The sequence below is a fragment of the Bacteroides propionicifaciens DSM 19291 = JCM 14649 genome (genome assembly GCF_000375405.1).
Lineage (GTDB): Bacteria > Bacteroidota > Bacteroidia > Bacteroidales > Bacteroidaceae > Bacteroides_E > Bacteroides_E propionicifaciens.
Window position 1 is genome coordinate 39,167 of the sequence record NZ_AQWS01000015.1, and the last position, 13,691, is coordinate 52,857.

Annotated in this window: 13 protein-coding genes; 6 read left to right on the forward strand and 7 right to left on the reverse strand. The window is 38.5% G+C overall.

The features are described from left to right. Nucleotides 1-36: 36 nt before the first annotated feature. Nucleotides 37-1,479 carry a cardiolipin synthase gene (gene cls / locus B091_RS0106025; protein WP_018109113.1) on the forward strand — a complete coding sequence of 481 codons (1,443 nt, stop codon included), beginning with the start codon at nt 37-39 and terminating at the stop codon, nt 1,477-1,479. Nucleotides 1,480-1,485: 6 nt separating this feature from the next. On the opposite strand, the gene B091_RS0106030 is transcribed toward cls, so the two are convergent. Genes B091_RS0106030 through B091_RS0106040 form a run of 3 tightly spaced genes read right to left on the reverse strand, consistent with a single transcriptional unit; the run spans nt 1,486 to nt 3,557 of the window. Further along, nucleotides 1,486-2,034: an RsmD family RNA methyltransferase gene (locus tag B091_RS0106030; protein WP_018109114.1), complete on the reverse strand. Its 549-nt coding sequence runs from the start codon at nt 2,032-2,034 to the stop codon at nt 1,486-1,488. Beyond that, on the reverse strand, nt 2,022-2,822 hold the full coding sequence (locus B091_RS0106035) for a DUF3822 family protein (RefSeq protein ID WP_018109115.1): 801 nt from the start codon (nt 2,820-2,822) through the stop codon (nt 2,022-2,024). The genes B091_RS0106030 and B091_RS0106035 overlap by 13 nt, the downstream gene beginning before the upstream one ends. A 51-nt stretch (nt 2,823-2,873) precedes the next feature. Beyond that, nucleotides 2,874-3,557: a hypothetical protein gene (locus B091_RS0106040; protein ID WP_025069376.1), complete on the reverse strand. Its 684-nt coding sequence runs from the start codon at nt 3,555-3,557 to the stop codon at nt 2,874-2,876. A 96-nt stretch (nt 3,558-3,653) separates the two neighbouring features. Here B091_RS0106040 and B091_RS0106045 point away from each other — a divergent pair, with 96 nt between their 5' ends. Then, on the forward strand, nt 3,654-5,072 hold the full coding sequence (locus B091_RS0106045) for an ATP-dependent DNA helicase (protein ID WP_025069377.1): 1,419 nt from the start codon (nt 3,654-3,656) through the stop codon (nt 5,070-5,072). A 90-nt stretch (nt 5,073-5,162) separates the two neighbouring features. On the opposite strand, the gene trxB is transcribed toward B091_RS0106045, so the two are convergent. Genes trxB through B091_RS0106060 form a run of 3 tightly spaced genes read right to left on the reverse strand, consistent with a single transcriptional unit; the run spans nt 5,163 to nt 9,288 of the window. Beyond that, a complete protein-coding gene (trxB, locus tag B091_RS0106050; protein ID WP_018109118.1) occupies nt 5,163-6,110 on the reverse strand; it encodes a thioredoxin-disulfide reductase in 948 nt (315 codons plus the stop codon). A 20-nt stretch (nt 6,111-6,130) separates the two neighbouring features. Further along, the gene (gene lolA1 / locus B091_RS0106055; RefSeq protein WP_018109119.1) at nt 6,131-6,760 is read right to left on the reverse strand and encodes an outer membrane lipoprotein periplasmic chaperone LolA1; all 630 of its coding nucleotides are present in this window, start codon (nt 6,758-6,760) and stop codon (nt 6,131-6,133) included. A 26-nt stretch (nt 6,761-6,786) separates the two neighbouring features. After that, nucleotides 6,787-9,288 (reverse strand): FtsK/SpoIIIE family DNA translocase, encoded by a 2,502-nt coding sequence (locus B091_RS0106060; protein ID WP_018109120.1) that lies wholly within the window; start codon nt 9,286-9,288, stop codon nt 6,787-6,789. A gap of 243 nt (nt 9,289-9,531) precedes the next feature. Between B091_RS0106060 and B091_RS0106065 the strand changes: the two genes are divergently transcribed. Genes B091_RS0106065 through B091_RS0106075 form a run of 3 tightly spaced genes read left to right on the forward strand, consistent with a single transcriptional unit; the run spans nt 9,532 to nt 11,978 of the window. Continuing rightward, complete coding sequence (locus B091_RS0106065; RefSeq protein WP_018109121.1) at nt 9,532-10,113, forward strand: DUF5063 domain-containing protein; 582 nt, start codon at nt 9,532-9,534, stop codon at nt 10,111-10,113. Between the two features lie 17 nt (nt 10,114-10,130). Continuing rightward, nucleotides 10,131-10,766: a 3'-5' exonuclease gene (locus tag B091_RS0106070; RefSeq protein ID WP_018109122.1), complete on the forward strand. Its 636-nt coding sequence runs from the start codon at nt 10,131-10,133 to the stop codon at nt 10,764-10,766. 27 nt (nt 10,767-10,793) lie between these two features. Next, nucleotides 10,794-11,978, forward strand: coding sequence for a class I SAM-dependent rRNA methyltransferase (locus tag B091_RS0106075; RefSeq protein ID WP_018109123.1), 1,185 nt, complete (start codon nt 10,794-10,796; stop codon nt 11,976-11,978). A gap of 173 nt (nt 11,979-12,151) precedes the next feature. On the opposite strand, the gene B091_RS12925 is transcribed toward B091_RS0106075, so the two are convergent. After that, nucleotides 12,152-12,286 carry a hypothetical protein gene (locus B091_RS12925; RefSeq protein ID WP_018109124.1) on the reverse strand — a complete coding sequence of 45 codons (135 nt, stop codon included), beginning with the start codon at nt 12,284-12,286 and terminating at the stop codon, nt 12,152-12,154. A 181-nt stretch (nt 12,287-12,467) separates the two neighbouring features. Between B091_RS12925 and B091_RS0106085 the strand changes: the two genes are divergently transcribed. Then, nucleotides 12,468-13,691, forward strand: a complete 1,224-nt coding sequence (locus B091_RS0106085) for a nucleoside permease (protein ID WP_018109125.1) — start codon at nt 12,468-12,470, stop codon at nt 13,689-13,691.

Sequence of the window (13,691 nt, forward strand, 5' to 3'; positions counted from 1 at the left end):
CTTTTTTATTTACATTTGTTTATAAGCTGTACAGATATGATTGAGTGGAATTTTGCCTTTGTTAATTTAGCAGGGACTTTATTTAATATCATTTACTTCACAATTATTTTGGGGACTATCTTTGTTTTGATACTAGATAACCGTAATCCCCTTAAAACAATTGCGTGGTTGCTTGTGCTTATTTTCGTTCCTTTTATAGGGCTGATTATCTACTTCTTTTTTGGACAAGATCAGCGACGAGAGCGCATCATAAATAATAAGAGCTATGGTAACCTTCTCAAAAAGCCCAGAGGTCAGTACTTGGCTCAAGAATCCATTGAACTGCCAACCTCTTATCAGACGTTGGTCTCTTTATTCAAACGAATTAACCAGTCTTTTCCTTATGAGGGCAATGCGATCTCTTTTTATACCAATGGAGCTGATAAATTTCAAAGCCTGATAAGGGAGCTCTACAAGGCTAAAGAACATATCCACCTAAACTATTATATTTTTGAAAATGATGCTTTGGGGCATTTGATACGTGATGTCTTAATTGATAAGGCCAAAGAAGGTGTTACCGTTCGTGTGATCTATGATGATGTGGGTTGTTGGAGCGTACCCAATAAGTTTTTTGATGAAATGCGCTATGCAGGCATTGAGGTGCGCGCCTATCTTAAAGTTCGCTTTCCACTATTTACAAGTAAGGTCAATTATCGTAACCATCGCAAGATTGTGGTAATTGATGGACAAGTAGGGTTTGTGGGAGGAATGAATATTGCCGATCGCTATATTAAAGGTCTAAAGTGGGGTGGAACTTGGAAAGATGCTCACATTATGATCAAAGGTAAGGCTGTTCATGGTCTTCAGACTGCTTTCTTGGTCGACTGGTATTTTGTTGACCATACATTACTGTCTTCGGCTAAGTTCTTCCCGCATATTGATAATGCAGGTACTACACTTTGTCAGATTGTGACGAGTGAACCCATTGGGCTTTGGCGTGAAATTATGCAAGGTATGATTTTGGCCATTGGGCAGGCAAAGGAGTACTTCTATATCCAAACCCCCTATTTCTTACCAACAGAACCTGTGCAGGTTGCTCTAAAAACAGCAGCACTTGCTGGTGTGGATGTTCGGTTGATGATTCCCAAGCGAGGGGATAGTAAGTTGACTTATTTGGGTTCAAGATCTTTTCTTGATGATATGTTGAAGGCTGGTGTACGCTGCTATCTCTATGAACCAGGATTCTTGCATGCTAAAACTCTTGTATCAGACGACTTATTGGCTAGTGTAGGCACTACAAATATCGACTTTAGGAGCTTTGAACATAATTTCGAGGTTAATGCCTTTATGTATGATAAGAAGGCGGCTATAGAGCTTAAGAATATATTTCTGCAAGATCAGCACCACTGTGAAGAGATATTCTACAAAAACTGGGCAAAGCGCCCATTAAGAGTTCGGGTACTCGAATCTATTGTTCGTATTCTTTCCCCGATGCTTTAATCTTCTCTATTCTTGCTCTCTGAATATAGAGAAGTTAACACTTCCATAGATTCGGTGGTCAATGAAGAATGGATGTTGTGAAAAGTCGTGATCTTTTCCGTGCTCAAATACTAGTATTGCACCTTTCTTAAGCATACCAGCATCGAATATTCGTTGAGGGATTGTCTCCATCTCTTTGAGCTCGTAAGGAGGGTCAGCAAATATAAAATCAAATGCTTGGTGTGATTTGCCAATAAACTTGAATACATCAGCTCGAATAGGAATGCATTTGTCTGTTTTAACCTCATCCATAACTTTACGAATAAAGGCTAAGTGTTTGGGATCTTTCTCAACACTTACTACTTGTTGACACCCACGAGATAATAACTCAATGCTGATACTTCCTGTGCCTGCAAATAAATCTAAGGCAGTAATGTTCTCGGAATCGAAGTCAATATAGTTGTTCACTAGCACATTAAATAGGTTTTCTTTGGCAAAATCTGTTGTAGGTCTTGCCTTGAAATTTTTAGGGACTGTAAACATTTTACGTTTGTAAAGACCGCTTATAACTCGCATAAATTTATTGCTTTTAAATCGATAAAATCGGGTGTATCTATGATTGATAGATGTTGTATATACTTTTCTAGCTGTTTGATGAGCTCTTCTTTATCGCCTAGTGCACCCGAAAGATATAACTCATCACGCTGTTGCTCGTAGTTTAGTTGTTTCCATATATAGAGTATATAATAGACTTGATTGCTAATTTCTGAGGTGTTAAATGAGTTTGTTAATGTTAGTTTACCTCTGTTGAGGCAAAATATATGTATGGCATCGCGTTGGAATTGCACGAACATCTTTAAGGTCGCACTTTCTTTGCTTCTTTGAGCAAAGTAGGCCAGTAAAGGTGTCGTTTGTGAGAAGAAACGTGGGTTTCTAAAGTGTTCGTTAAGAAACTTATACAACCCTTTATTGATGCCGTAAATGACTGTTAATTTGCTCGTCTCGATATTGTTATAAACTATTTTGGTATTGGGAGACAATACCTTCTGTCCATAAAAATAAAGTTCTTCAGCTATCTCCGATGTAAATAAGGCTGTTGGGTGTACTATTGCTTTAGTGTCGCCAATGACAATATTTACTCGTTTATACAGTTGACTAAGGAAGGGGTAGTTAGTGACTTTATCCTTGAAGTTAGCAATTAGGGGTTGTTTGGGATTAATGCTTAATTTAAATAAAGTATAAGGATTCTCTGCTATGGGATTAAATATAGAAAAAGAAAATCCATCCGTATTAATACGGATGGATAATGTATATTGTTCCGATTTGCTAAAATCCACTTTTTGAATAGTAGTTAATGGAGACATATCTTAAAGTTTAAACTGCTCGCTTAAGCAGCGTTATATTGTACTCTATGACTATAGAGACTCCCAGTTTCCTGTTGTGATAGGCTCTTCCATAGATCCAACACGTAATCCAGGGTATCTGTCAAGTTGTTGACGCATGTAAATCATGTTATTGATTTCTTGCTCGTCAAGACCTTTTAGGTAAACTTGGTAAGGAGTTTGTGCTTGGAAGAATCTAGCAGGACCAGATTGTATTGTATCAACTTTAGCCGAAAGCTCGAATTTAGCACCTTCAGTGAAAGGTACATATTGAATTGAGTCTGCTTTAAAGTTTTTAGGGAATAAACTGCTCAATACAGGAACGTTGATTGTATCACGTCTGAAGTTTGTTAAGCCGTTTTTCTCAACTTCCTTCCAGTCGCCAGTTTTCTTAGCTTTGTTGATCATTGCAACAGCTTTAGTTTCAGTAATACCAGCTTCTCTCTGTACGTCTGTTAATTCACCTTCTTTAACTACGGTGTGTAGGTAACCATTCTGAATAAAATCAATTAAACTATCGAATTCATTAGCATAATGATTAAATTGCTTGCGGTATTCAAGCTGTGCTTCTCTAATATCGATTAATCGAGCAACAACCGCTTTCTCTCTTTTGGCTTTTTCCTTCTCGAAATTAATTGGTCCCATGATACTCGAATAGCACATGTAAAGTAAAACTACCGCACATACCGCTAATACGACATTGGTTACTTTCTTCATGATATGTATTATTTTTAGTTTATATTCGTATGTGCAAATTTAGAATAAATTAATCGATAAAACGATAGAAAGGAAAAACTTTTTCTAGCTAATATGATGATATATACTTTTTTCTCTAAAAAAATAAAAGAAAACTTTGAACATACTCCAACTTCCCAGCAAGATCAGTTAATCACGTTATTCTCACAGTATTTAACGAGCGTGAAATTAAATCAGCTGTTTTTACTTAGAGGTTATGCCGGTACTGGTAAGACTTCGCTGGTTGGAGCATTAGTAAAGACCTTGTTGGAGCTTAAGCAAAAGGTTGTCCTCTTAGCACCTACAGGTAGAGCTGCTAAAGTCTTTTCCCTCTATGCAGATTATCCTGCTTTCACAATTCATAAAAAGATTTATCGTGAAAAACAGTTTGGTAGTGATGAGAGTAACTTTGAGTTATCTCCTAATCTTCACGGGCATACAGTTTTTATCGTTGATGAAGCTTCGATGATTGCTAATCAAGGTTATGGGGGTGTTTCATTTGGTTCGGGTAGGTTACTTGATGACCTGATTAGCTATGTTTATAGTGGAACGAATTGTCGGTTGATCTTGATGGGTGATACGGCTCAGCTTCCTCCTGTTGGAGAGGAGCAAAGCCCTGCTCTATCGGCCTCGCAGCTCGAGAGTTACAATTTAGATATTACAGAGTTTGAGCTCACTGATGTTGTTCGTCAAGATCGCGATTCGGGTATTTTGTTTAATGCAACTCAGCTTCGAAATCAATTGGCCTCAGAAGATAGTCTTGAGCTTCCGAAGATTGACTTGCACGACTTTACAGATATTAAAAACATCTCAGGGATGGATTTGATAGAAGAGATAAACTCCGCTTATAGTCGAGATGGAATGGGGGAGTCTATCGTGATTTGTCGGTCGAACAAAAGAGCTAATTTGTACAATAAAGGAATTCGTTCTACCGTGCTTTACCGTGAAGATGAACTCAACACAGGCGACTTATTGATGGTCAATAAGAACAATTACTTTTGGGCTAAAGAGCATAAAGGTATGGAGTTTATCGCCAATGGTGAGATTATTGAGATTGTTCGACTTCGCGGAACTTATGAGTTGTATGGTTTTCGATTTGCCGATGCTACGGTCTCTTTTCCCGATCAAAATAATTATGAGATGGATGTGAAACTTCTACTTGACGCTTTGCATACCGAAACAGCTGCTCTTTCAAGAGCTGAACAAGAAAAACTTTTTCATGCTGTGCTCGAAGACTATCAAGATATTTCGTTAAAACGTGAGCGCTATAAAAAGATCAAAGATGATCCCCATTTTAATGCTTTGCAAGTAAAATATGCTTATGCCATTACGGGGCATAAAGCGCAAGGTGGGCAGTGGAAGAATGTGTTTTTGGATCAAGGTTATGTTAACCCCGATGGATTGACATCCGATTATCTGCGTTGGCTATATACAGCATTTACTCGATCGACAGAAAATCTTTATCTGATTAATTACCCTAAAGACCAACTGGTTTAGGTTACTATAATAAAACCCCCGTTCATCTAAACTCTAGGAGTTCAATGAACGGGGGTTTTATTATTTAGAAGTAAAGTCTATATGTTAGACCTACAAACCTTTTTCTGATAAGTATCTTTCAACCTCTAACGCTGCTTGACAACCTGTGCCTGCTGCAGTAATAGCTTGGCGGTAATGTGGGTCAGCAACATCACCAGCAGCAAATACACCAGGTACAGTAGTCTTAGGTGATTTGTCAATTGTTTTGATATAGCCAATTTCATCTGTCTCGATGAATGGTTTGAAGATATCTGAATTGGGTTTATGACCAATTGCAAGGAAGAAGCCATCAATAGGTAAATCGTAGCGCTCTTCGTCTGTTTCGCCCATTCTTTTTACCAAGTGAACACCTTCAACACCTTTGTCTCCATAGAGTCCAACAGCGTTGTGTTCGAGCAATAGTTCAATCTTAGGATTATTGCTTACACGTTCTTGTACTATCTTAGATGCGCGTAAGAAAGGCTTACGAACAACTAAATATACTTTATCTGCAAGTCCTGCTAAGTAAAGTGCCTCTTCGCAAGCTGTGTCTCCACCACCGACAACAGCAACTGTTTTCTTTCGGTAGAAGAAACCATCACAAGTAGCACAAGCACTAACGCCCATACCCATGTATTTCTTTTCATCCTCAAGTCCGAGGTATTTTGCAGTCGCACCTGTTGCAATAATAATAGAATCAGCTTCGATTACTTTGTCATCATCAATAGTAACTTTGTAAGGAGCCTTAGATAAATCTGTTTTAGTAGCTAGACCAAAACGAATATCTGCTCCAAAGCGTTCAGCTTGTTTTTTAAGATCTTCCATTAGTTCTGGGCCAGTAATTCCTTCTGGATATCCAGGGAAGTTTTCAACTTCAGTAGTAGTAGTTAATTGTCCACCTGGTTGAAGTCCTTCGTACATCACAGGTGCAATATTAGCACGACCTGCATAAATAGCAGCAGTGTACCCTGCAGGGCCAGAACCAATAATTAAGCATCTCACTTTTTCTATGTTTGCCATATCTTTTCTTTATATTTTGTTTAACGTAAATCAATAATTTCAGCATCGGGGTACTGTGATTCGTGGAACTTGAAGAGACCATCCTTTAGTATCAAGTTTTTTTTGATTTGTTTAATTCCCACTTTATTGACCGTACCATCTTTTAGAACAACCTCGAACGAACTAGGTTCATAGAGTTTGGTGTTTACCCACACGGTAATGGTTTGAAACTCTTTATTCTTGTCTTGAGCCTTAAGCACAACCTCTTGACGATCTGCAATTTTCTCCCCTAGTTGGTAGGAGTATCCTTTACGATATAAATTTAAGAGTCGATAAGGGTTGATCTGTTGGAGCTCTTCTTCGGTTGGGTTCGATACATTAACCTCTTCCATCTCAAAGATTAAACTCCATTGGGTTTTTCCATCATACCAAGTTTGCATCTCAGTGGTCTGAATCACAAAGCTCTCTTTCTTTAGATAGAGTTTGCCTTCGGTTTTACCTTTAAGTACACCCTGTTGATAACTTGACGTATTAAAAGAAACTTCCACTCCTTTATCTTCCGTAAACAGTGCTGTTGTTCTGTCGAGGAGGTTTTTAGCTTCTTTGTCTTTTTGTGAGAACCCTGTCGTAAATGACAAGATAATTAACCCCAGTGTTACCCATGTTTTCATATGCTTACTTATAACGATTCTAATTGTTAATTGTTCAAACGTTGCTCCAAATCCATCTCATCTTGACAGAAAACTTGGCGTGCTTTACTGCCTTCACTTGGACCAACGATTCCCATCTTCTCTAACTGGTCCATTATTCGACCTGCTCGGTTATAGCCAATAGAGAATTTTCGTTGAATCAGTGAGGTTGAACCTTGCTGATGTATAACAATCATTCGAGCAGCCTCTTCGAATAAGGGGTCTAAGCGGCTTGGATCAACCTCTCCGAGTGCTGCTTTACTCTCTTCGGAGGTGTATTCAGGCAGATAGAAAGGAGTGGTGTAACCCTGTTGTTGAGCAATATTCTTCGTGATATTTTCGACCTCGGGGGTATCAATAAAGGCACATTGTACACGAATGGGATCTGCTCCTTGTAGGAATAGCATATCACCTTTACCAATAAGTTGATTGGCCCCTGGGCGGTCTAAAATGGTTCTTGAGTCCATCATTGACGATACCCTAAAGGCTACACGAGCCGGGAAGTTAGCTTTAATTGTTCCTGTAATAATATTTGTTGTAGGACGTTGTGTCGCTATAACCATATGGATACCTACTGCACGAGCCAGCTGTGCAATACGTGCAATTGGTAACTCTATCTCTTTACCAGCAGTCATAATTAAATCACCAAACTCATCAATGATTACCACGATGTATGGCATGAATTTATGTCCTTTCTCAGGGTTCAATGTTCTGTTGATAAACTTCTCATTGTACTCTTTAATGTTACGCACCTTTGCAATCTTTAGCAAGTCGTAACGACTATCCATCTCAATACAAACCGAGTTAAGTGTTTGGACCACTTTGGTAACATCTGTAATGATAGGGTCTTGAGCGTCTGGTAGTTGCGCTAGGTAGTGGTGCTTAATGGCCGAGTAAATACTAAACTCAACCTTTTTAGGGTCAATCAAGACAAACTTCAATTCGGCAGGATGTTTCTTGTAGAGTAGGGAAGTAATGATCGTATTTAGCCCTACTGATTTACCTTGCCCCGTTGCTCCAGCTACTAGCACGTGAGGCATCTTGCATAAGTCGACCACAAATACCTCGTTTGTAATAGTCTTTCCGAATGCAATGGGTAGGTCGTAGGTACAGGATTGAAATTTTTTGCTACCGATAATGGATTGTCCCGATACGATTTTTGGGTTCTCGTTTGGTACCTCAATACCGATGGTTCCCTTGCCTGGAATTGGTGCAATAATACGTATCCCTAGTGCTGCTAAGCTTAAGGCAATATCGTCTTCAAGCCCTCTGATTTTAGAAATACGCACCCCTTGTTCTGGTGTAATTTCGTAGAGGGTCACTGTAGGGCCGACTGTGGCTTTTATGGTCGTAATCTCAATACCAAAACTTCGGAGTGTATTGATAATCTTATTTTTATTCATATTCTGCTCTTCCATATTAACGGTTGGTTCGTTATTTTCGAAGAACTTCATCATGTCGAGCGTAGGGAATTTGTAATGTTCTAGGTCGAGTTTGGGGTTGTAGGGTTGGTTAAGAGAACCCACCAAATCGTCTTGTTTGGCTTCAACCTCAAATGAGGGGCCATCTTGAGTAGGGGCAGGTTCCTGATGTGGAGTAGTGGTTCCCGATACCTCAAAACTCACTTCGCCAGTTTGCGGCTTGTTTGGTTTCTTTTGAGGATTTAGGGTTAGTTCTATTTCGTTATTGCAAGTTGGCTTGTCCTCTTCTTTTTCTTGTGTTTTTGGTAAAGTTGAAGTTGGCTCAGTCTTCGCTGCTGGTGTAAACTCTTGAATGAAGTTTGCAGAACTGCTCTCATCGTCTTCTGGTGTAAATCCACCGTCATCGGCTAAGGTATCCTGTTTGTCTTCGTTCTTCTTGTCTTGGTTTCTCTTCATTTTTGGGAAGTACTTGCCCTTGAAGAAATCTCGAATCTGATGAATAAACTTTTTGTTGAAGAATATTATCATGTAGAGTGCTGTAATCACCAAAAGGATAGTTAATCCACTAGCTCCAATTTGAGCGCTAAGCCATTCACTGGTGTGATAGCCGTGCTTACCTCCTAAATAGAAATAAGTGTCTTTATAGAGGTCAAAGAAATAGTAACCCAGAAATATTGAAAACCAAATAAGCAACATGCTGCTGCCAATAAACCACCTCCACATGTTTAATGCTCTAACTTTCATCAGGCGAATACCTGCAGCAGCCGTAAATGCGATAATAAAAATCGAAGCTGCACCAAATGTTCCATTAGTTAGCCAATTGGCTAGTTGTGCACCTTTTTCACCTCCAGCATTATTAACTTCTTTGTCAGCAGCATTTAAACCCGCTTCATTTAAGTTTTCGAGTATGCTCTGATCTGCCCCCCCAGTTATAAAAAAAGAGAGGTAAGTTATGAGCATGTATAACGTAAACATAATTAAGAATAGGCCGAAAATGAAATGTACAATTTCATTGCCTAAAAAAGCCTTTATTCTTTTGATCCAAGAGGTTGATTCTGTTGTATTGTCGTCGGATATGGAGTTTGCCATTGCCTGATTTTTATTTGATTTACTTTGTGCAAAAGTAGTAATTATTTAAGATACAATCTTTATATTAAACAATACAAATATAATCTGAATATTGCAATTCAGGGTTGGGTTTGGATTAAATCTAAAACCCTTGAGTCATAAAACTTCGTCTAAAACTATCTTCTAAGTATAGTTAAAGGCTGTACCTTTTTATTAGCTATCATTAGTTTTTCTTACCTTTGTCCAAATAATTACAATTACCTAATGGAAAAAGATAGCCTTGTTATTTTTGATAAAAACGTGATCGAGTTTGTCACTGTTGCTGCTGAAACCTGTGGTTTTCTTGAGAGAACCGAGACTTTAAGCAAAGACGAGTTTGTAGATACTTCGTTAAAAATGTTGCCTCTACTCTATCTTAAGGCCAATCTCTTACCCCCTTGTGTAGCTATTGAAGAAGAAGATTTGGAACACTTCGTATCCGAAGAGGTTTATGAGATTATTCGAATAAATATAGCTTCGGTTTTGGCGGACAAGGATGACTATCTTGAGGTGTTTCTTCCCGAAATGCGTTATAGTGATACTCCAATCAAGAAAAATGTTTCGGAAGACTTAGCCGATATTTATCAAGATCTAAAGAATTTTGTGTTTATCTTTCAGCTTGGCTTTAACCAAACCATGCACGATGCATTGGTAAGATGCAAGAATAATTTTGCTGAATACTGGGGGCAACGCTTAGTTAATTCACTAAGAGCTTTGCACGACATCAAGTATAATACAACTAACCCAGAGGGTGATGATGAAGATCTTTATAACGAAGAACCCTTCGAAGATGATCTTCTATTTTAACTATTGAAAATAATAAAATGATATTACACAGAAGCATTTCAAAAGAACAAATGAAGCAACTTCCCGAAGCTAAATTCTCTGTAGCAATCGAGGTTGTCCAGACTAAAGCTGATGCTGTTTCGGCTCTAAAACACCTCAATGAGCAGCCATTATTGGGGATTGACAGTGAAACACGCCCAGCTTTTGTTAAAGGTATTTCGCATAAGGTAGCTCTACTTCAAATCTCTTCTGAATCAACCTGCTTTCTGTTTAGACTAAACAGTCTTGGATTAATGCCCGAACTCGTAGAACTTCTAGAAAATCCTAGGATTAAGAAAATTGGGCTATCGCTTCGTGACGATTTTTTAATGTTGCGCAAACGAGCACCTTTTAAACAAGCTAGTTGTATTGATCTTCAGGAGTTTATTAAGCCTTTCGGTATTAAAGACAAGAGTCTCCAAAAGCTTTACGCAATACTGTTTGGAGAGCGAATATCTAAGGCTCAGCGTTTATCCAATTGGGAGGCACCCGAGCTTTCTGAAGCTCAAAAGCGTTATGCTGCAATGGATGCTTGGAGCTGTCTGCGTATCTATAAACTCCTCGAAGAACTCAAAGCCAAAGGTAACTATACGCTAGCTCCTGAGGTTCAAACCGAGCTAAATACAAATAAATAATTACTTTTTTATCTATTATATAGAATTATGACCACACATAAAGTGTTTTTAAAACCCAAGAAAGAACAGTCATTACAACGTTTCCACCCTTGGATATTTTCAGGGGCAATTGCCAAAATTGACGGCAAGCCAGACGAGGGAGACTTAGTTGATGTTTATACCGCCTCGAACGAATTTATAGCAAAAGGTCATTATCAGATAGGAAGTATTGCTATTCGAGTTTTAAGTTTTGATGATGAGCCTATTGATGATAACTTTTGGCTTACACGTATTAAAGCAGCTTATGAGCTTCGTAAAACAATTGGCTTGGCTGATAATCCAGTCAATAATACGTTCCGTTTGATTCATGGTGAGGGCGATTTCCTTCCTGGTCTGATTGTTGATGTCTATGGTGAGACTGCAGTTTTGCAAGCCCATTCAGTAGGGATGCACTTTATGCGTAATATCCTAGCTGAGTCTATTCTTAAAGCAACCGATGGTGTTGTGAAGAATGTCTATTATAAATCAGAAACAACTCTTCCTTTTAAAGCAGAGCTTGATCCAACTGATGGCTTTTTGCTTGGCGGTGATGAAAATAACGTTGCTGTGGAAAACGGATTAAAGTTTCATGTCGACTGGCTAAAAGGACAAAAAACAGGGTTCTTTATTGATCAAAGAGACAACCGTGCATTGCTTGAAAAATATGCAGCTGGTCATGCAGTCTTAAACATGTTCTGTTATACAGGAGGATTCTCGTTCTACGCTATGCGTGGTGGAGCTGAATTGGTTCATTCAGTTGACAGTTCGGCTAAAGCCATAGACTTAACTAATGAGAACATTGCATTAAATTTTGGTCAAGACCCTCGTCACGAAGCCTTTTCTGAAGATGCCTTCAGATATCTAGACCGAATGGGTAGTGAATACGATTTGATCGTTCTCGACCCTCCAGCTTTTGCTAAACACCGTAGTGCACTTCGTAATGCGCTTCAAGGATACAGAAAGATAAACGCTAAAGCTTTTGAGAAAATTCGCCCAGGTGGAATTGTTTTCACTTTCTCTTGTTCTCAAGTTGTCTCTAAAGATGATTTTAGAACTATGATTTTCTCAGCAGCGGCTATCTCAAAACGTAAGGTAAGAGTTTTGCACCAGTTGACTCAACCTGCAGATCACCCCGTAAGTGTTTATCATCCCGAGGGAGAATATCTTAAGGGTTTGGTTCTTTATGTTGAGTGATTTATTATATAAACTGTAAAACCCGTTAAGTCAGGTTAAATAAGTTGGTAAAAACAAGCACAAACTTGTGTTATAAAGCATATATCTTTATATTTGTACTGTGTTTTTCATGGTATTAGATTTAAGGTTAACAAAGATTGGTTGTCGTGAGACAATCAATTTTTTTTTTGTACCTACCCCAAAGCAACTTCTGTTTCTTCCAAGTTGCGAATTCTAAAGAACTTACTCCCTTGCTTCTTACCAGTAAGTCGGAGCAAGGCTGCGACTAGCTCGTTTGTTTTAAACCTCCATTCTATTTTCAGATTCATTATGCCGATGTATGTCAATGCGATAATACACAAATAAATAGCGATAACTTGACCTATAACTAAGTTTTTACTACTTTAAAGGAAAGTTAAAATAGATATTGAAAGATCTATTTACTTAAAAAATATTTGGTTACATTTGTAGCTATACATAAGGTCTAATTTTTGTCTAAAAAACGCATCTATGAGTATAAAGCATCGCTTGATAATCATGAACTTTTTGCAATATGCAATTTGGGGTTCGTGGCTAATTTCGTTTGGAGGATACCTTAGTGGAACATTAGGTTTTACAGGTAGAGAGATTGGTAGCTTTTATGCCACCATGGGTATAGCATCGTTATTTATGCCCGCTATAGTTGGGATTATTGCTGATCGTTGGATCCCTGCACAAAAGATGCTTGGGATCAGTCACTTGATAAGTGCGGTCTTGCTTATTATGGCAGCCCAAGAAACGACGTATACCCCCTTGTATACTTATGTTCTTTTATCGGTGTTTTTTTATATGCCGACCATTGCACTGTCCAACTCCGTAGCTTATGCTTCCTTGGCCAAGTCGGGACTCGATACGGTCAAACATTTCCCACCTATTCGGGTTTGGGGAACTGTAGGGTTTGTAATATCAATGAACTTAGTCGAATTTTTAGGCTATACGAGTACATATAAGCAACTTTATGTTGCCGCTACTTTTGGCTTAATACTGGCTGTTTACTCCTTTACCTTACCCAACTGTGAAACGGTTAAACCCTCTGAGCAACAGAGCTGGGTTGAGGCTTTTGGCTTAAAAGCATTCTCGCTGTTTAAGCAAAAGAGAATGGCTATATTCTTTATCTTCTGTATGCTACTTGGTGTATCTCTTCAGATTACCAATGCTTTTGCAAACGACTACCTAACACAACATTTTGGCGGTATAGCTGCCTATAAAGACACTTTTGGTGTAACCCATGCCAATACATTAATATCACTATCTCAGGTTTCTGAGACACTCTGTATTTTGTTAATTCCATTTTTCCTTAAACGATTTGGAATAAAAAATGTTATGTTGATAAGTATGTTTGCTTGGGTATTACGTTTCGGCCTTTTAGGTACAGGAAACCCAGGAGAAGGTGTGTGGATGTTGGTACTTTCGATGTTAGTTTATGGAGTTGCTTTTGACTTCTTTAATATATCTGGTTCTCTATTTATTGACAACGAAACGGATCACTCCATTCGCTCGAGTGCTCAGGGTTTATTTATGATTATGACCAACGGTTTTGGTGCATTTTTAGGATCATATGCTGCAGGGGCTGTTGTAGATTATATTGGATGGCCAAATTCATGGTTTGTATTTGCCGCATACGCTTTAGTAGTAACCGTGCTATTTGCTATGTTCTTTAAATATAAACACAACCCAGAAAAAATTAAAATTTGA